Raw genomic sequence first — 18,300 nt, 5'->3', positions numbered from 1 at the left:
CGTGCGCCGTCGCGCGTCGCCCCGCCGGACGGGTCCGCGGTCGGGCACGCCGGCCTGCGGCATCCGGCACTCTGCGCTTGAATGGGACGATGCATCGAACCGGCACGCCGCGACCGACGACGAGGCGACGGGTGCCCCTCTGGGACAACGCCCGCTGGATCGCGATCGCGCTCGTCGTGATCGGCCACGGCATCCTGCCGCTCATCGCCGAGTCCGACAGCGCGTACAGCGTCTACCTGTTCATCTACTCGTTCCACGTCGCCGTGTTCGTGATCGTGAGCGGGTACTTCGCGAAGTCGGGGCCCCCGAACGCGAAGGCGCTGAAGCAGATCCTGACCGACATCGTGATCCCGTACGTGATCTTCGAGACGATCTGGACGGTCGTGAAGTGGGCGCTCGGCGGCGACTTCACGCTCGACTACGCGACCCCGTCGTGGACGCTGTGGTTCCTCATCGCCCTCGCGGTCTGGCGCATCGTGCTGCCCTACCTCGTGCTGCTGCGGTACCCGCTCGCCATCTCGATCCTCATCTCGATCGGGGCGGGCTACACCGAGACGATCGACTCGACGCTCGCGCTCTCGCGCACGTTCGGCATGCTGCCGTTCTTCGTGTTCGGCTGGACCCTGCGCCAGTGGCAGGTCACCGACCGCTGGCTCGACCTGCGGCCGGCGATCGTGTGGCGGTGGCGCGCCGGCGCGATCGCCCTGCTCGGGCTCGTGCTCTGGTTCATGCCCGCGACGATCGAGACGCTTCGCGACCTGAAGCTGCGGCGGTTCCTCCTCTACGACGAGTCGTACGTGGCCATCGGCTACGAGGAGCCGTGGTCTGGCGGCATCCGGCTGGTGCTGCTGCTCTCCGCGATGGTGCTCGCGCTCGCGTTCCTGCTGCTGATGCCGCGCGGCAAGCACTGGTTCACGGCGTTCGGCGGCGCGACGATGTACATCTACCTGCTGCATCCGTTCGTGCTGTACCCGTTCCGGGAGACGCCGGTGCTCGCGGGCGACCAGCCGTTCTGGGTGCTGCCCGCGATGATGCTGTTCTGCATCGGCATCTCGATCGTGCTGGCGCTGAAACCCGTGCGGCGGGTGTTCCGACCGCTCGTGCAGCCCCGGGCCCGCTGGCTCTTCCGACCCGAGCCGTCGACGGCGACGGGCACGATCGTGCTGCCGCCGCACCCCGACGAGCGCTGATCGCCGAACGCGCCGAACGCGCGCCGAGGCGCATCCGACACGCTCGTGCGGCGACGTCCCGCGACGTGCGGCGACGCCGCGCGACGGGCCGCGGCACGGCGCGTCCGCCCGTGACGCCGTGTTTCCCCTGCCGTTGCCGCCCGTCGGCCGCGAACGTAGCGTGGCCTCATCGCGGCGAGCCCGCGCCCCGATCCAGAGCACAGCCCAGAAGGAGAACACGATGAGCGAACGCGCCGCCGACTGGCGTTTCGAGACCAAGCAGGTGCACTCCGGCGCGGCACCCGACCCGGTGACGCACGCCCGCGCCACACCGATCTACCAGACCACGTCGTACGTGTTCGACAACGCCCAGCACGCGCAGAACCTGTTCGCGCTGGCCGAGTTCGGCAACATCTACACGCGCATCATGAACCCGACCCAGGCGGTCGTCGAAGAGCGCCTCGCCGCACTCGAAGGGGGCACCGGAGCCCTCCTCGTCGCGTCCGGCCAGGCGGCCGAGACGTTCGCGGTGCTGAACATCGCCCAGGCGGGCGACCACATCGTCTCGTCGAGCTCGATCTACGGCGGCACGTACAACCTCTTCAAGTACACGCTCGGCAAGCTCGGCATCGAGACCACGTTCGTCGAGAACCAGGACGACGCCGAAGAGTGGCGCCGTGCGGTGCGCCCGAACACGAAGCTCTTCTTCGCCGAGACCATCGGCAACCCGAAGATCAACGTGCTCGACATCGAGCTCGTCGCCGAGATCGCGCACGAGGCCGGCATCCCGCTCATCGTCGACAACACGATCGCGACGCCGTACCTGATCCGTCCGTTCGAGCACGGCGCCGACATCGTCGTGCACTCGGCGACGAAGTTCCTCGGCGGCCACGGCACCGTCATCGGCGGCATCATCGTCGACGGCGGCACGTTCGAGTGGTCGAAGAACGTCGAGAAGTTCCCCGGCCTGACCGAGCCCGACCCGTCGTACCACGGCGCGAGCTACACGGCCGCGGTCGGCGACCCGCTCGCCTACATCATCAAGGCGCGCGTGCAGCTGCTGCGCGACCTCGGCGCCTCGATCGCCCCGGCGAGCGCATGGCAGCTGATCCAGGGCATCGAGACGCTGTCGCTCCGCATCGAGCGCCATGTCTCGAACACGCAGGAGATCGCGGAGTGGCTCGACAACCACCCCGACGTCGCGAGCGTCAACTACTCGGGGCTGCCCTCGAGCCCGTGGTACGCGGCTGCGAACAAGTACGCGCCCAAGGGCGTCGGCGCGGTGCTCTCGTTCGAGCTCAAGGGCGGCGTCGACGCCGGCCGTGCGCTCGTCGACAACCTCGACCTGTTCAGCCACCTCGCGAACATCGGCGACGTCCGTTCGCTCGTGATCCACCCCGCATCGACCACCCACTCGCAGCTCACGCCCGAGCAGCAGCTCACGACCGGTGTCACGCCCGGCCTCGTGCGTCTCTCGGTGGGCATCGAGAACGTCGAAGACCTCAAGGGCGACCTCGAGGCCGGCTTCGCCGCCGCACGTGCGGCGACGGCGGCCGCGCGCCTCTGAGTCCCCGACTCGACAGATCCGGCGTTCCGACGCCGACCACCAGCACGGCGGATGCCGCGGGCCACGCTTGCCCGCGGCATCCGCCGTCGGTCGTATCACACCCGCCCGACCGCCGTCGGCAGTCGCCCGCCCACGAGCGCCTCGTGTAACAAAGCGCCGAGCCGCCTCCGCATTCGGGAGAATCGAGAACATGGACTGGCAGACCACGGCAGCCGCAGCACCGGCGCCGATCATCCCCGAGGCGAACACGCTCGCGGTGGCCGGTCGCGCACCCGTGACGGGCGCCTGGCGCGCAGGAGATCCGGTCGGCGACCGCCGCTTCGTGCAGATCGGCGACCTGGCGCTCGAGTCGGGCCGCACGCTGCCCGGCATCGGCATCGCCTACGAGTCGTGGGGCGAGCTCTCCCCCGCACGCGACAATGCCGTGCTCGTGCTGCATGCGCTCACGGGCGACAGCCACGTGCTCGGCCCGGCCGGCGCCGCGCACGCGAGCCCAGGCTGGTGGCCGGGCGTCGTCGGCCCCGGCCTGGCGATCGACACCGACCGGTGGTTCGTGGTGGCCCCCAACGTGCTCGGCGGATGCCAGGGCTCCACCGGGCCGTCCTCGCTCGCGCCCGACGGCGCCGAGTGGGGGTCGAGGTTCCCGCTCGTCACGATCCGCGACCAGGTGCGGGCGCAGATCGCGTTCGCCCGCGAGCTCGGCATCGAGCGCTTCGCGGCCGTCGTCGGCGGATCGATGGGCGCCATGCACGTGCTCGAGTGGGCGATCGAGGCTCCGCAGGCGGTCGAGCGCATCGCCGTGCTCGCGGCGCCCGCGGCGACGACCGCCGACCAGATCGCGCTGAACTCGGTGCAGCTCGAGGCCGTGCGCTCGGACCCGGCGTTCCGCGACGGCGACTACTACGACGCGCCCGACGGCGTCGGCCCGACGCGGGGGCTCGCCCTCGCACGCCGCATGGCCATGCTCAACTACCGCACCGCGGCCGAGCTGAACGACCGCTTCGAGCGCAGCTGGCAGAGCGACCTCGACCCTCTCGGCGGCGGCGGGCGGTTCGCCGTGGAGTCCTACCTCGACTTCCACGGCAACAAGTTCACCCGCCGGTTCGACGCGAACAGCTACCTCGTGCTCACCGAGGCGATGAACTCGCACGACCTCGCGCGGGGGCGCGGCAGCGTGGCATCCGCCCTCGCCCGCGTCGAGGCGAAGAGCCTCGTGCTCGGCATCGACAGCGACCGCTACTTCCCGCTCGCGGGGCAGGTCGAGCTCGCGGCGGGGCTGCCGAACAGCGTGCACGGGTCGGAGCCCGTGGTGGTGCACTCCGAGTACGGCCACGACGCGTTCCTCGTCGAGCACGAGGTCGTGGGCGCCGCGCTCGCCGATCTGCTCGCACGCTGACCGGAGGCGGCACTCCGGTTCCGCTCGAGAACGCTGACCTCGGGCTGGGTACTCCGGTACAGTTCGAGAAGACGACGGGGCCGAACGACGGATGTCGCGGGCGGCCGCTCGACCGGGTCCGATCGGGCCAGAACGTGACGCACACCGAGGGGGTGGCGTGAAGCGCATCCACAAGGAACGCGACCGGCTGCTGCGACGCCTCACCCGCATCACCGGCCTCGCCGGCGCGACGGCCGCATTCATCTGCGTGCTGGTGCCGGGGTCCGGCACCACGCAGGAGCTCGCGATCGCCCTGGCCCTCACCGTCGTCATCGCCGGGCTCGTCTTCGTGCACACGACGCGCGGGTCATTCGCCGCCGCACTCGGCGTGGTCGCGGCATCCGTCGCCTTCATGCTGACCCTCGGCTCGGCGCCCGTGCTCGACCCGGCCACCGGCTCGGCGCTCGCCGTCATCGGCGGCGTGGCCTCGGCCTCCGTCGCCGCGCCGCTGGTCGTGCGTCGCCACGGCGTGCTGCTGGTCTGCGGGCTCGCGGGCGCGCTCGTCGCCTCGATCGCGTGGACCTCCGCCACCACCGGGCATTCGATGATCGAGATCCTCGTGACGACCGTCGTCGGGTGGTCCGTGCTCGCGGTGCTCGGCGCCTGGCTCGACAACGGCGTGCAGATCGCCGAGGCGCGCATCGGCGAGGTCGGGCGGGCGCACGAGGCCGAGCGCATCGCGAGCGAGCTCGAGGCGCAGCAGCGTCAGGACGCGCGCGTGCTGCACGACACGGTGCTCGCGACGCTGTCGCTCCTCGCGCACTCGGGCGTCGGCGTCAGTGCGAACGCGCTCCGCGACCAGGCCGGCGACGACGCACGGCTGCTGCGCCAGCTGCGCCTCGGCGTGCCGCTCGACAACGGGTCGAATGCGATCTTCTCCCCCGGCTCCGACGACGACCTGCTGAGCACGACGTTCGAGTCTGTGCGGCAGCGGTTCGTGCGCATGGGGCTCGACGTGAACTGGCACGGTGCGGGCCAGCTCGTGCTGCCGAGGGAGTCGCTCGACGCGCTCGTCGGCGCGCTCGGCGAATGCCTCGAGAACGTGCGGCGGCACTCCGGCGTCAGCGAGGCCGACGTCACGATCACCGACGACGAGCACACCGTGCGCGCGATGGTCACCGACTCCGGCGAGGGATTCGAGCCCGACTCCGTCGACCCCGCCCGACTCGGCTACGCCGAATCCGTCGTCGGGCGCCTCGCCGCGGTCGGCGGGCGTGCGCGGGTCTTCTCGTCGCCCGGCTCGGGCACGACCGTCATGCTGGAGGTGCCGAAGCCGTGAGCGCGAGTTCGGATCGGATGCGTTCGGGCATCGGCGAGCACTCGTTCCTGCGCCCGGCGCGATCGGCGAGGGCGGCGAGCAACATCCGGTCGAGCCACGGCGGCCGCCGGCTCGCGATCGGGGCGACGGTCGCCGCGGGCCTGATCATCCTCGGGCATCTCGTGCGCGCCGTCGCGATGGTCCCGTACTTCCCGCCCGGGCTGGGCCCGTGGCCCGGCTGGATCGCCCTGCTCGGCATCGTCGCCGTCGGCTGCATCGGCTGGCAGGTGTTCCGGGGCATGCCCGACTGGTTCTACCTGCTGCTGCTCGCGGGGCTCGCGGTGCCGGTCTGGTTCGACCTCCAGGCGACGGCGGGGCTCGCGGCGATCGGCGTGACGCCGACCGCGGCGCCGGCGATCGGCGCCGTGCTCATGCCGGTGTCCACGATCCGCTCTCGCGTGCTGCCGATCATCGTCGCGTGCGGCGTCGCGCTGGCGCTCGTGTCCGACGCGGTCATGCAGCTCCCCACCGCCGGTTCGGCCGTCGTGCCGCTGCTCGTGCTCGCGGGCGGCACGGTGCTGCCGGTGGCGCTCACGGTCGCGATGCTGCGCGGGTTCAGCCGGCTCGTGCGCCACGAGGCCGACCTCTCGCTCGTGCAGAGCACGGTCGGCACGGCGCGTTCGGCCGTCGGCATGCGCGCCTCCGAAGAGCTGGCGAAGCTCGACTTCGACGCCGAGAACCTGCTCGAGGACGTCTCGGCGGGCCGCATCGGACTGCCGCTCTCCGACGACGACGCCGCGCGCGCCGGCGGGCTGGCGGCCGGCCTCCGCATCAGGCTCATCGAGGGGCGCAACGACACCTGGTTGAAGCACGCCGTCACGGAGTCGCAGTACCTCAGCGGCCGCGTGCAGGTCGACGACCCCACGGGGCTCGCGGGTCCGCTCTCGGCGCCGCAGCGCGAGGGCCTGCTGCTCGCGCTCTGGCTGCTCGTCGCCGATCCGGCGAAGCCGTCGGCGGTGCCCGCCTCGGTGAAGGTGACGTGCCGCGAGCCCGACGAGACCGGGCTCGACGACGTCGACGCCGAGTCCGACGAGCTGCATGTGGCGACCGCCGTCGACATCGCGATCGAGGTCGACGGAGTCATTCACCGTCGCGTCGATCCCGCAACGTGGGATGCAGTCGCTAATGTCGGAGTGCATCAGATGATTCCGCATGCATCGGGGTTCCGCATCGAGATCATCTGCCGCATCGAACCCGAGGCGCTCGCGCCCGGCCAGCGTCACCCGGCTGGCCGCCCGATAGAGGAGAAGTCGCATGGCTGACACCGATGTTCCGATCCGGTTGGCGATCGTCGACGATCACCGCATGCTGCTCGGTGCCCTCTCGGAGTGGCTTCGAGGCACTGCGTCCGACATCGACCTCGTCGCGGCCGTGCCGTCGTGGTCCGAACTGCTCGCCCACCCCGCCTTCCCCGTCGACGTGGTGCTCCTCGATCTCGACCTCCGCGACAACATCCCGGTCTCGCTCAAGCTGTCGATGCTGAAGTCCGCCGGCGTGCAGACCATGCTCATGAGCACCTATTCCGAGCCCGCCGTCGTGCGCGAGGCGCTCGGCTCGGGCGCGCTCGGCTACCTCGTGAAGTCCGAGCCGGTCGAGAACATCGTCGAGGCGATCCGCGCGGCGCGCAACGGCGAGACCTACCTCACGCACGAGCTCGAGGTCGCACTCGCGGCCGAGGGCACGGTGCCCAAGCTCTCGGCGCAGGAGCGGCGCGTCATGGCGCTCTACGGCGCGGGCCAGCCGGTCAAGGCGGTCGCCTTCCAGCTCGGCATCTCCGAGGAGACCGCGAAGAGCTACCTCAAGCGCATCCGCGAGAAGTACCGCCTGTCGGGCTTCGACGTGGGCACGAAGGTCGCGCTGCGCAAGCGCGCGATCCTCGACGGCATCCTGCTGCAGTCCGACTGAGCGAGCGTATGCCGCGGCGCGGCGTCCCCCGCAGACCCGCGTCGGCCGGCGGCCGGGTTCGGCCCGCCGATCAGACCTCGACGACCTCCATCGCGCCCGTCGCGTAGGGCACCACGACGCCGCGCCGACCGCGCGAGCGGTCGATCGCGAACGAGGCGATCGCCAGGGCGATGCCCGCGAACGTGAGGGCGAGGCCGATCCAGATGGGCGCGACGTAGCCGAGGCCGCCGGCGATCGCGAGACCGCCGAGCAGGGCGCCGAGGCTGTTGCCGATGTTCAGCGCCGAGTGGTTCAGGGCGGCGGCGATCGACTGGCTGTCGCGCGCGACATCCATGAGCCGTGCTTGGATGGTGGGCGAGAGCGCGGCCGACGACCCGCCGATGAGGAACACGCCGACGAACAGGCCGACGGGGTTCGACGCCGTGAGCCCGAGCACGAAGAGCGAGACGGCGAGCACGGCGAAGAACAGGTACATGCTGCGCCGCACGCTCCAGTCGGCGAGGCGGCCGCCGACGAAGTTGCCGATGGTCATGCCGAGTCCGAACGCGACGAGCACGACCGGCACCATCGCGGCGGGCAGCCCGGTCACCTCGGTGGCGAGCGGGGCGACGTAGCTGTAGACCGCGAAGAGGCCGCCGAAGCCGATGGCGCCGATCGCGAGCGCGAACCAGACCTGCGCTCGCGAGAACGCACGGAGTTCGCGCTTCATCGTGGCGCCGGGGTCGCCGGGCTGCCACGGCACGGCGAGCGCGACGGCGACGAAGGTGAGCGCGAAGATGCCGGCGACCGCCAGGTACGCCGTGCGCCACCCCTGCGCCTGCCCGAGCCAGGTGATGAGCGGCACGCCGATGACGTTGGCGATCGTGAGTCCCGAGAGCACGAGGGCGACGCCGCGGGCGCGCTTGCCCGGGCCCATGAGGCTCGCGGCGACGAGCGACGCGATGCCGAAGTAGGCGCCGTGCGGCAGCGCCGAGAGGAACCGGGCGGCGAGCACGAGCTCGAACGAGGGCAGCACGGCCGACGCGACGGTGCCGAGCGTGAAGGCCGTGAGCAGGGCGAGCAGGAGGCGCTTGCGCGGCCACCGAGCGGCGAGGGCGGCGATCGTGGGGGCGCCGACGACGACGCCGAGCGCATAGGCCGAGATGATCCACCCGGCCTGCGCGTTGGCGTCGTCGGGCGAGCTCGCGGCGAGCGCCGGAAGCAGGTCGCGACCGATCTCGGGCAGCAGCCCCATGGCGACGAACTCGGTGGAGCCGATGCCGAACCCGCCGAGCGCGAGGGCGAGCAGCGCGAGGCGCACGCGGGTCGGCGACAGGGTCGACGTCTGGTCGGTTCGGCTGCTCATCCGTCGATTGTCGCACAGGAATCGAATCGATTCGACCCGCGCGTCGGATGTTGCGACGCGACGGCGAGCCCACCGTGCGACGACCGGGAGGACCGAGCCCGCGTCAGCGCGGCCCGTGCCACTCCATCACGCCGGGGCGGCGCCGTCGATCGCCGTCTCGAGCCGCTCGATCTTCGCGTCGAGCTCGCCCGAGTAGCCGGGCCGGATGTCGGCCTTCAGCACGAGCGAGACCCGCGAGCCGTACTCGCCGACCGCCTCGGTCGCCCGACGGACGACGTCGAAGACCTCGTCCCACTCCCCCTCGATCTCGGTGAACATCGAGGTCGTGCGGTTCGGGAGCCCCGACTCCCGCACGATCGTGACGGCTGCGGCGACCGCGTCGTGCACGCTGCCGTCGCTGCGGCCCGTTCCGCTCGGCGCGACCGAGAATGCCACCAGCATGAGTCCTCCTCGCGGGCTCGTGCTTCACCCCGTCCGGGGCGCGGAATCCCGCCTGACCCCAGCCTGCCACAGCGCCGCGACGCCCCACGCGAGCAGTGCCACGAGCAGCACGACCTTCGCCGTCAGGAGCAGCACGAACGCGGGGTTGGCGGCGAGCAGCCAGCCGTACCAGTACGGGTAGATGAGCTGCGTGCAGAGCGCGATCGATGCGGCGAGGGCCGCGGGAACGGCGAACCGGCGCGGACGGTAGACGAGTCCGAGGATCACGGGTGCGGCGAGCCACGCGATGAACTGCGGCGAGCCGACCTTGTTCGCGAGCATGAGCACCACGACGAACGAGAGCGCGAGCGGCGGCAGCACCCGCACGAACGCCGCGCCGCGGCGCACGGCCCGCACCCCGAGCAGCACGACGGCGAGCACGCCGATCGCCATGGCCGGCGTCGTGAGTGCGGCCGCGGCATCCGCCCCCGGCCCGTCGATCTGGAACGTGAGGATGTCCTGCGAGTACACGACGCGCACCCCCGGCACCCCCGCGACGATCTGCCACAGCCAGACGGCCGCGAGCGGCGCCTCGACCTGGAGGCCGCGACCCGCCTGCTCCTCGATGAAGCCGAACGCGTTCAGCCCCGACCCGGCGAGCAGGCTCACGCCGAGGATGCCGATGCTGAGCGCCGCGGCGATGCCCACGACCTCGGCGCGTCGACGCGAGGCGATCACGAGCGCGGCGACGAGCGCGGCCGGCCACACCTTCACCCAGGCGCCGACCGTGAGCAGCACGGCGGCGACGCGCGGCCGACCGGCGGCCATGAGCAGGCCGAGGATCGCGATCGGCACCGTGACCGCGTCGATGCGCCCGAGCGCGATCGGCCCGAGCAGGATCAGGAACCCGAGCCACCACCACGCGGCCGTGCGGCGCGGGCGCGAGAACCGGGCCGCCCCGAGCAGCACCGCGAACGCCACCGCGTTCAGCAGCGTCACGATCACGAGCCACGTCTGCGCGTACCAGGCCGAGCCGAACGCGAGCGAGGCCGCCATCGGCACGAAGGCGAGGATCGGGTACACCCACGGCGCGTCGATGCCCATGCGCAACCAGTCGTTCGCCGCGTTCTCGGCCCACACCCGGTAGACGCCCGTGACGTCGCCGAGCGGCTGCCCGGGAGCCGTGAGGTTCAGCCAGACGAGCCACGCGTGCACGAGCACGAACGCGATCCAGGCTGCGGCCCGCCCGCCGAGGAAGGGGGCGATGCTCCGAGCGACGGATGCCGCGGGCGCCGCCCGCTCGCCCGCATCCGTCATGACGGCGAGCCTATCCGAGTGTCACATTCCGCCACGCGCTCTCCGGCGGGCGTCGGTTTCGGCGAAGCTTGGAGACACGACCCCCACGGAGGCAGCCATGACCCGACGCCCACTCGCCGCGATCCTCATCGCGGCATCCGCAACCCTCGTGCTCGCCGCGTGCTCCTCCGGCGGTTCGAGCGACACCGGTTCATCCGACGACGCCTCCGCGTCGGGGTACGTCACCGAGGGCAAGTTCACCGTCGGCACCGGCGAGCCGGCGTACTTCCCGTGGGTCATCGACGACGCCCCCGAGTCGGGCGAGGGCTTCGAGCCCGCCGTGGCCTACGCGGTCGCCGCGCAGCTCGGGTTCGACGCCGACGACGTCGTGTGGGTGCGCACGACCTTCGACCAGGCCATCGCGCCGGGTCCGAAGGACTTCGACGTCAACCTCCAGCAGTTCTCGATCACGCCCGAGCGCGCCGAGAACGTCGACTTCTCGTCGCCGTACTACGAGACCACGCAGGTCGTCATCACGGTCGAGGGCTCGCCCGCGGCATCCGCGACCTCGATCGCCGACCTGAAGGACCTGCTGATCGGCGCGCAGGTCGGCACGACGAGCTTCGACGCCATCGAGAGCGAGATCGCCCCGACCGCGGGCGCCCAGGTGTTCAACACGAACGACGACGCCAAGCTCGCCCTGCAGAGCGGCACGGTCGACGCGATCGTCGTCGACCTGCCGACCGCGTTCTACCTGACCGGCGCCGAGCTCGACGGCGGCAAGATCATCGGCCAGCTGCCCGCGACCACGGGCGGCGACGAGTTCGGGCTCGTGCTCGCGAAGGACTCGCCGCTCACGGCCGACGTCACGGCCGCCGTCGACGCGCTGCGCGAAGACGGCACGCTCGACGAGCTCGCGACGACCTGGCTCGGTGGCGACGCGGCCCCGCTGCTCGACTGAGCGCCCAGGCTCCGATCGACTGAGACGACCGGCGGCGCACGCGGGCGATCGCGTGCGCCGCTACCGTTGCATGGTGGCTGAATCAACCAAGGCGGGCGCCTCGCGCGGCCCGACCGACCTCGGCGCGTCGGGTGCGTCGAACGAGCCCGCGTGGCGGCCGAGCGACCTCGAGCTCTCGCGTCGCACGTTCCGGCGCAAGCAGACCCGTCGCTCGGTGCTCATCAGTGCCGTCTCCACCATCGTGTTCGCGGCGCTGCTGCTCTGGGCCGTCGCCGGCTCCCCCGGATGGGCGAAGGTCAGGGAGTCCTTCTTCGACCCCGAGGTCGCGCTCGCGTCGCTGCCGCGCATCCTCGAGGGCCTGTGGCTGAACATCCAGGTGCTCATGGTCGCGGCGATCGGCGTCGTCATCGTGGCCCTGCTGCTCGCGTCGATGCGCACCCTCCGCGGCCCGGTGTACTTCCCGCTCCGCGCGCTCGCGGCGGGCTACACCGACCTCTTCCGCGGCATGCCGCTCATCATCGTGCTCTACCTCGTGGGGTACGGCATTCCCGGGCTCGACTTCTTCCCGCGCGTGCCGGTGGCGGTCTGGGGCACGATCGCGCTGATCCTCACGTACTCGGCCTACGTGTCCGAGGTGTTCCGCGCGGGCATCGAGGCCGTGCACCCGTCGCAGCGTCTCGCGGCCAGGTCGCTCGGCCTCGGTCACGGCCAGACCATGCGCCGCGTGGTGCTGCCGCAGGCCCTGCGCAAGGTCACGCCCGCGCTCATGAACGACTTCGTCGCCATGCAGAAGGATGTCGGCCTCATCTCGGTGCTCGGTGCGATGGACGCCGTGCGCGCCGCCCAGATCGAGACGGCGCACTACTTCAACTTCACGCCGTACGTCGTCGCCGGGCTGCTGTTCGTGCTGCTCGCGTGGCCGATGATCCGGCTGACCGATTGGCTCTCGGCGCGCATGCGCGTGCGCGAGCAGGGCGGGAGCATCGTATGAGCGGGTCGAGCGCGACCACGCCGGGGCGCGAGGCGACCTCCGCGCCCGGACTCCTGCGGCTGCGCGGCATCCGTCGCTCGTACGGCGAGAAGCTCGTGCTCGACGGCGTCGACCTCGACGTCGACGCGCACGAGGTCGTCGCGCTCGTCGGTGCCTCGGGGTCGGGCAAGTCGACGCTGCTGCGCACGATCAACCTGCTCGAGACCATCGACGACGGCGTGATCCTGCTCGACGGCGAAGACGTCAGCGACCCGCGCGTCAACGCCGACCGGGTGCGCGCCCGCATCGGCGTCGTCTTCCAGCACTACAACCTGTTCCCGCACCTCAGCGTGCTCGACAACGTCACGCTCGCCGCGCGGCTCGTGCACCGGATGCCGCGTGCGACCGCTGAGGCGAAGGCGCTCGAGCTGCTCGACTCGGTGGGCCTGGCGGAGTTCGCGAAGGCGTTCCCCGACCGCCTCTCCGGCGGACAGCAGCAGCGGGTCGCGATCGTGCGCGCCATCGCGACCGGGCCCGAGCTGCTGCTGCTCGACGAGGTCACGAGCGCCCTCGACCCCGAGCTGGTCGGCGAGGTGCTCGCGCTCGTGCGTTCGCTCGCGGAGCGCGGCACGACGATCGTGATGGCGACGCACGAGATGGCGTTCGCGCGCGAGGTCGCCGACCGGGTCGTCTTCCTCGACGCCGGGCGCATCATCGAGGACGCACCAGCGCGCGAGTTCTTCGCGGCCCCCCGCGAGGCGCGCACGCGGGAGTTCCTCGCGAGGTTCCTGCGCGCGTAGCCGCCGGTCGCTCGCGGGCGACCCGTCGGCCCATCGGTCCGTCGTCAGCCGGCGCGCGAGGCGAGCAGTTCGCCGACGACGCCGGGCACGGCCTGTGCGATGTCGAGCGCGACGATCGGTCCGCCGCCGTTCGCGGCGCTCGCACGCAGCGCCGCCTCGCCGTGGATCCACACGGCCGTCGCGGCGAGCGAGGTGAGCGCCTCGGCGTCGTCGGCGAGCTGCGCATGGTGCGTCGCGACGAGCGCGCCGAGGATGCCGCCGAGCACGTCGCCCGTGCCGCCCGTCGCGAGCCAGTGCGTCGGCGCCTCGAGGACGTACGCGTTGCCGGCCGGATCGCACACGTGCGTCGTCGCGCCCTTCAGCAGCACGACCACGCCGAGCTCCCGCGCGGCGCGCTCGGCCCACGCCGCCGGATCGGCGCGGATCTCGTCGAGGCTCGAACGGATCTCGCGTGCGGCGAGGAGCCGCGCGAGCTCCCGCAGGTGCGGCGTGATGACGGTCGGCGCGGTATGCGTGCCCACGAGGTCGAGGGCACCGGCGTCGAGCACCACCGGAACGCCGTCGGCGAGCGCGTGCTGCAGATCGCCGAGCAGCACGAACGAGCGCCTGGTCGGGTCGATGCCCGAGCCGAGCAGCCAGGCCTGCACGCGCCCGCGGCCGACCACCGTCTCGGGGCGTCGGAGCAGCACGGCGGCGCGCACGCCCCGCGGCCCGATGTAGCGTACGAGGCCGACTCCGGTGCGGTGGGCGGCTTCGACGCCGAGCACGGCCGCACCCGGGAACTCGATCGAGCCCGACACGAGGCCGAGCACGCCGCGCGAGTACTTGTCGTCGTCGGCGCCGGGCGCCGCGATCCAGGCGGCGGCGTCGTCGGCCCGCCAGCTTCTCCACTCGGTGGCCATGCTCCAACGATAGGTTGGATCACGATGTCTGCGACAGCCCCAGAACCCGCGCCCGCCCTGTTCACCCCGCTCACGATCCGGGCGCTCACGATCCGCAACCGGGTCTGGGTGCCGCCGCTCTGCCAGTACTCGGTCACGGCGCGCGACGGCGTGCCGCACGACTGGCATCTCGTGCACCTGGGCTCGATGGCCGCGGGCGGCGCGGGTCTCGTGATCGCCGAGGCGACCGCGGTGAGCCCCGAGGGCCGCATCTCCGACTACGACACGGGCCTCTGGAACGACGAACAGGTCGTGGCGTGGTCTCGCGTGACGCGGTTCATCCGCTCGCAGGGGGCCGCCGCGGGCATCCAGCTCGCGCACGCCGGCCGCAAGGCGTCGGTCTGGCCCGAGACCGTGGGCAAGCGCGGCTCGCAGCCGCTCGACGAGGGCGGGTGGACGACGTTCTCGGCGTCGGCGCAGGCGTTCCACGGGCTCCGCGAGCCGGTGGCGCTCGACGAGGCGGGCATCCGTCGGGTCATCGCGGACTTCCGCGCCGCCGCGCGGCGTGCGATCGACGCCGGGTTCGACCTCGTCGAGGTGCACGCGGCCCACGGCTATCTCGTGCACCAGTTCCTCTCGCCGCTGTCGAACCTGCGCGACGACGCGTGGGGCGGCGACCTCGAAGGTCGCGCGCGCCTGCTGCTCGAGATCGTGCGCGAGGTGCGCGCCGAGATCGGCGAGGATGTGCCGGTGTTCGTGCGCTTCTCGGCGACCGACTGGGTCGACGGCGGCTGGGACGAGGCGCAGACCGCCACGGTCGCCCGTTGGTGCCAGGACGCGGGCGCCGACTTCTTCGACGTGTCCACCGGCGGCCTCGTCGCCCACGCCGACATCCCCGTCGGACCCGGGTACCAGGCAGGGCACGCCGAGTACGTCGGCGAGCACGGCGAGGTCGCGGTGTCGGCCGTCGGCCGCATCACGAACGCCGAGCACGCCGACGAACTCGTCGCCTCCGGCGCGGCCGACGCGGTGATGTTCGGCAAGGCCATGATGCGCGACCCGCACTTCGCACTGCGCGCCGCGCACCAGCTCGGCGCAGGCAGCGACATGTGGCCCGTGCAGTACCTGCGTGCCCGGCCCGAGGTCAACGACGGCGAGTGGTGAGCGCCGCCCTCAGCTGAGCGGTCCGGTCATGCCGAGCCCGCCGACGATCGTCGCATCTGCATGGCCCGTTCCATCATCTCGGGCGAGAGCTGGCCGATCGCGAAGATGTTGCCCTCGCTGTCGGTGAACCACGCGCTGCGCTCGTCGCCGAGCTCGGCGACGCCGTCGACCGTCTTCAGGCCAGGCATGTCGTAGTCGGCGAACACGACGCCGTGCGTGCGGAGCGCGGTCATGTCCCGATCGAGGTCGTCGGTCATGAGGTTGAAGGCGGTGTTCCCGGCCGTGCCGGCGAACTCGGTGCGGTAGACCATCACGATGGTGCCGCCGACGTCGTAGAACAGGCCCATGCCCTCCAGGTCCTCGTAGACCGGATCGCGGCCGAGCACGTCGTGCCACCAGGCCTTGGCTCGGCCGAGGTCCGACGCAGGGAGGACGGCCGTCGCCATGAGTTTCTCGAACATGATGTTTCCTCGGATCCTCGGGTCGGCGCGAGTCTACGCCGGGCCCTCGCAGCCGATCCCGCACGCGGAACGAGTGGCACGCCGCCGCACCATGCAGAACGGCCGGCCGCGACATCCGTCGATCGGATGCCGCGGCCGGCCGTTCGCCGCGTGACGCCGCCGCGCGGGGTCAGCCGCGCCTGGTCGCGTCCTGGACCTCGCCGACGAGCTCCTCGATGATGTCCTCGAGGAAGATCACGCCCGTCGTCGCACCCTGCTCGTCGAACGCGCGCGCGACGTGCGTGCCGAGGCGGCGCATCGTGGCCAGCGCGTCTTCGAGGTCGGTGCCGTCGTAGATCGACACGAGGCGGCGGATCCGCTTCGCGGGGAGCGGGTCGTCGAACTCGTCGACCCTGAGGTCGATGACGTCCTTCAGGTGCACGTAGCCGTCGGGTTCGCCGTCGGCGCCGAGGATCACGTAGCGCGAGTAGCCGCGACGCGCGACCGCACGCTCGACGTCGGCGGGGGTCGCCGTCGCGGGCAGGGTCACGAGCGCGGACATCGGCAGCGCGACATCCGCCACGCGCTTGGTCGTGAACTCGAACGCCGCGGTGAGCGTGCCGCTCGCGTCGGCGAGCACGCCCTCGGCGCGCGACCGGTCGACGATGGTCTGCACCTCGTCGAGCGTGAAGGTCGAGTTCGCCTCGCTCTTCGGCTCGACGCCGAACAGGCGCAGCACGCCGTTCGCGGTCGCGTTCAGCGCCACGATCACCGGGCGGAAGACCCGCGCGATGAACACGAGCGGCGGGGCGAGCAGCAGCACCGCGCGCTCGGGCAGCGAGAACGACAGGTTCTTCGGCACCATCTCGCCGAAGACCACGTGCAGGTACGACACGAGCACGAGCGTCACGATGAACGCGACCGTCGAGATGACGGCCTCGGACCACCCGGTCAGGTGCAGCGGCACCTCGAGCAGGTGGTGGATCGCCGGCTCGGAGACGTTCAGGATCAGCAGCGAGCAGATCGTGATGCCGAGCTGGCTCATGGCGAGCATGAGCGTGGCGTGCTCCATGGCCCAGAGTGCGGTCTTGGCACTGCGTCTGCCCTGCTCGGCGAGCGGCTCGATCTGCGAGCGTCGCGCCGAGATGACGGCGAACTCCGCGCCGACGAAGAAGGCGTTGGCGAGCAGCAGCACGACGAGCCAGACGATGCCCATCCAGTCGCTCATCGGTCACCACCTTCCTCCGCGTCGTCGACCGGCACCGGGTCCGGCACGAACCTCAGGCGGTCGATGCGGCGCCCGTCGAGGCGCTGCACGGCGAGCGTCCCGCCCTCGATGCGCACCTCGTCGCCCACGACCGGCAGGCGGCCGAGCTCGGAGATCACGTAGCCCGCGACGGTCTCGTAGTCGCCGTTCTCGGGCACGCGGATGCCGGTGCGATCGACGAGCTCGTCGGGTCGCAGGATGCCGGGGAAGGCCACCGATCCCTCACGGAGCACGACGCCCGCACGGGTGCGGTCGTGCTCGTCGGCGACCTCGCCCACGAGCTCCTCGACCAGGTCCTCGAGGGTCGCGACGCCGGCCGTTCCGCCGTATTCGTCGACGACGACGGCCATCTGGAACCCGCGGCCGCGGAGCTCGCCGAGCAGCACGTCGAGGGTCATCGTCTCTGGCACGCGCAGCGCCTCGGACTGCAGGGCGGAGGCCGGGACATCCGCCCGACGCTCTCGCGGAACCGCGACCGCCTGCTTGACGTGCACGAGCCCGACGATGTCGTCGAGGTTCTCGTCGTACACGGGGAACCGCGAGAAGCCCGTCTGGCGGGCGAGCTCGAGCACGGTCTCGGCCGAGTCCTGGCGCTGGACGGCCGATACGGCCGGCCGCGGCGTCATGACGTCGGACGCGTCGTGGTCGGCGAAGCGCAGCGTGCGCCCGAGGAGGGTCGCGGTGTCCTGCTCGAGCAGGCCCGCACTCGCCGAGCGTCGCACGAGCGAGGAGAGCTCCTCGGCCGAGCGGGCGCCCGAGAGCTCCTCCTTCGGCTCGATGCCGAACGCACGGATCACGCCGTTCGCGCTGCCGTTCAGCACGACGATCGCCGGGCGGAACACCCAGGTGAACGCGGTCTGGAACGGCATCACGACCTTGGCCGTGGCCAGCGGAAGTGCGAGCGCGAAGTTCTTCGGCACGAGCTCGCCGATGATCATCGACAGCAGGGTCGCGACGACGACCGCGGTGATCGCGCCGATGGGGCGGATCATCGCCTCGGGGAGGCCGATCGCGGCGAGCGGGCCCGCGAGGAGCGAGCTGATCGCCGGCTCCATGGTGTAGCCGGTGAGGAGGGTCGTCAGCGTGATGCCGAGCTGCGCACTCGAGAGATGCGTCGAGGTGATCTTCAGCGCGGAGATGGTGAGCGAGAGCCTCGTCTCACCTCGCGAACGGCGCGCCTCCAGATCGGCGCGATCGAGGTTGACGAGCGCGAACTCGCTCGCAACGAACAAGCCCGTGCCGACCGTGAGGAGGAGTCCGATGCCGAGCAGCAACCACTCAGACATCCGCACCTCCCCGATCGATCACGGGCGAGGGTCTGTGACTGGGATTGGCAGAGGGAGGATCGTCCATTGTGCGTTC

At 71.7% G+C, this 18,300-nt stretch carries 17 protein-coding genes; 10 read left to right on the top strand and 7 right to left on the bottom strand.

What is annotated here, in order from left to right; translation table 11 throughout:
• Positions 1–89: 89 nt before the first annotated feature.
• From GQR16_RS09625 to GQR16_RS09600, 6 genes are all read left to right on the top strand, one after another.
• Positions 90–1,190, top strand: coding sequence for an acyltransferase family protein (locus tag GQR16_RS09625; protein WP_157414920.1), 1,101 nt, complete (start codon positions 90–92; stop codon positions 1,188–1,190).
• Positions 1,191–1,410: 220 nt separating this feature from the next.
• Positions 1,411–2,736, top strand: coding sequence for a bifunctional o-acetylhomoserine/o-acetylserine sulfhydrylase (locus tag GQR16_RS09620; RefSeq protein WP_157414919.1), 1,326 nt, complete (start codon positions 1,411–1,413; stop codon positions 2,734–2,736).
• 190 nt (positions 2,737–2,926) lie between these two features.
• The gene (metX, locus tag GQR16_RS09615) at positions 2,927–4,132 is read left to right on the top strand and encodes a homoserine O-acetyltransferase MetX (protein WP_157414918.1); all 1,206 of its coding nucleotides are present in this window, start codon (positions 2,927–2,929) and stop codon (positions 4,130–4,132) included.
• Positions 4,133–4,289: 157 nt separating this feature from the next.
• The gene (locus GQR16_RS09610; RefSeq protein WP_157414917.1) at positions 4,290–5,450 is read left to right on the top strand and encodes a sensor histidine kinase; all 1,161 of its coding nucleotides are present in this window, start codon (positions 4,290–4,292) and stop codon (positions 5,448–5,450) included.
• Complete coding sequence (locus GQR16_RS09605; protein WP_157414916.1) at positions 5,447–6,751, top strand: hypothetical protein; 1,305 nt, start codon at positions 5,447–5,449, stop codon at positions 6,749–6,751. Before GQR16_RS09610 ends, GQR16_RS09605 begins: the two co-directional genes overlap by 4 nt.
• The gene (locus tag GQR16_RS09600; RefSeq protein ID WP_157414915.1) at positions 6,744–7,394 is read left to right on the top strand and encodes a response regulator transcription factor; all 651 of its coding nucleotides are present in this window, start codon (positions 6,744–6,746) and stop codon (positions 7,392–7,394) included. Before GQR16_RS09605 ends, GQR16_RS09600 begins: the two co-directional genes overlap by 8 nt.
• A 70-nt stretch (positions 7,395–7,464) precedes the next feature.
• Here the strand turns inward: GQR16_RS09600 and GQR16_RS09595 are convergent, their stop codons facing one another.
• From GQR16_RS09595 to GQR16_RS09585, 3 genes are all read right to left on the bottom strand, one after another.
• Positions 7,465–8,739: an MFS transporter gene (locus GQR16_RS09595; RefSeq protein WP_157414914.1), complete on the bottom strand. Its 1,275-nt coding sequence runs from the start codon at positions 8,737–8,739 to the stop codon at positions 7,465–7,467.
• 126 nt (positions 8,740–8,865) lie between these two features.
• A complete protein-coding gene (locus tag GQR16_RS09590; RefSeq protein ID WP_157414913.1) occupies positions 8,866–9,180 on the bottom strand; it encodes a thiamine-binding protein in 315 nt (104 codons plus the stop codon).
• A gap of 24 nt (positions 9,181–9,204) precedes the next feature.
• Positions 9,205–10,476, bottom strand: coding sequence for a glycosyltransferase 87 family protein (locus GQR16_RS09585; protein ID WP_157414912.1), 1,272 nt, complete (start codon positions 10,474–10,476; stop codon positions 9,205–9,207).
• A 97-nt stretch (positions 10,477–10,573) separates the two neighbouring features.
• Between GQR16_RS09585 and GQR16_RS09580 the strand changes: the two genes are divergently transcribed.
• The 3 genes from GQR16_RS09580 to GQR16_RS09570 all read left to right on the top strand — a co-directional run bounded on the left by GQR16_RS09580 (position 10,574) and on the right by GQR16_RS09570 (position 13,186).
• Positions 10,574–11,416, top strand: coding sequence for an ABC transporter substrate-binding protein (locus GQR16_RS09580; protein WP_157414911.1), 843 nt, complete (start codon positions 10,574–10,576; stop codon positions 11,414–11,416).
• Between the two features lie 70 nt (positions 11,417–11,486).
• Positions 11,487–12,407 (top strand): amino acid ABC transporter permease, encoded by a 921-nt coding sequence (locus GQR16_RS09575; protein WP_157414910.1) that lies wholly within the window; start codon positions 11,487–11,489, stop codon positions 12,405–12,407.
• Positions 12,404–13,186, top strand: a complete 783-nt coding sequence (locus GQR16_RS09570) for an amino acid ABC transporter ATP-binding protein (RefSeq protein WP_157414909.1) — start codon at positions 12,404–12,406, stop codon at positions 13,184–13,186. The genes GQR16_RS09575 and GQR16_RS09570 overlap by 4 nt, the downstream gene beginning before the upstream one ends.
• Before the next feature lie 44 nt (positions 13,187–13,230).
• On the opposite strand, the gene GQR16_RS09565 is transcribed toward GQR16_RS09570, so the two are convergent.
• Positions 13,231–14,088 (bottom strand): ADP-dependent NAD(P)H-hydrate dehydratase, encoded by an 858-nt coding sequence (locus GQR16_RS09565; protein WP_157414908.1) that lies wholly within the window; start codon positions 14,086–14,088, stop codon positions 13,231–13,233.
• A 24-nt stretch (positions 14,089–14,112) separates the two neighbouring features.
• On the opposite strand from GQR16_RS09565, the gene GQR16_RS09560 reads away from it, so the two are divergent.
• Positions 14,113–15,231, top strand: a complete 1,119-nt coding sequence (locus GQR16_RS09560; protein ID WP_157414907.1) for an NADH:flavin oxidoreductase/NADH oxidase — start codon at positions 14,113–14,115, stop codon at positions 15,229–15,231.
• A gap of 26 nt (positions 15,232–15,257) precedes the next feature.
• Here the strand turns inward: GQR16_RS09560 and GQR16_RS09555 are convergent, their stop codons facing one another.
• From GQR16_RS09555 to GQR16_RS09545, 3 genes are all read right to left on the bottom strand, one after another.
• Complete coding sequence (locus GQR16_RS09555; RefSeq protein ID WP_211373476.1) at positions 15,258–15,692, bottom strand: VOC family protein; 435 nt, start codon at positions 15,690–15,692, stop codon at positions 15,258–15,260.
• Between the two features lie 169 nt (positions 15,693–15,861).
• Positions 15,862–16,899 carry a hemolysin family protein gene (locus tag GQR16_RS09550; RefSeq protein ID WP_157414906.1) on the bottom strand — a complete coding sequence of 346 codons (1,038 nt, stop codon included), beginning with the start codon at positions 16,897–16,899 and terminating at the stop codon, positions 15,862–15,864.
• On the bottom strand, positions 16,896–18,224 hold the full coding sequence (locus tag GQR16_RS09545; protein WP_157414905.1) for a hemolysin family protein: 1,329 nt from the start codon (positions 18,222–18,224) through the stop codon (positions 16,896–16,898). Before GQR16_RS09545 ends, GQR16_RS09550 begins: the two co-directional genes overlap by 4 nt.
• Positions 18,225–18,300: the final 76 nt, after the last annotated feature.

It is taken from the genome of Agromyces allii (assembly GCF_009749385.1).
Lineage (GTDB): Bacteria > Actinomycetota > Actinomycetes > Actinomycetales > Microbacteriaceae > Agromyces > Agromyces allii.
Note: the sequence above shows the minus strand (reverse complement) of the source record. Positions and strands in the feature narration are given on the sequence as shown.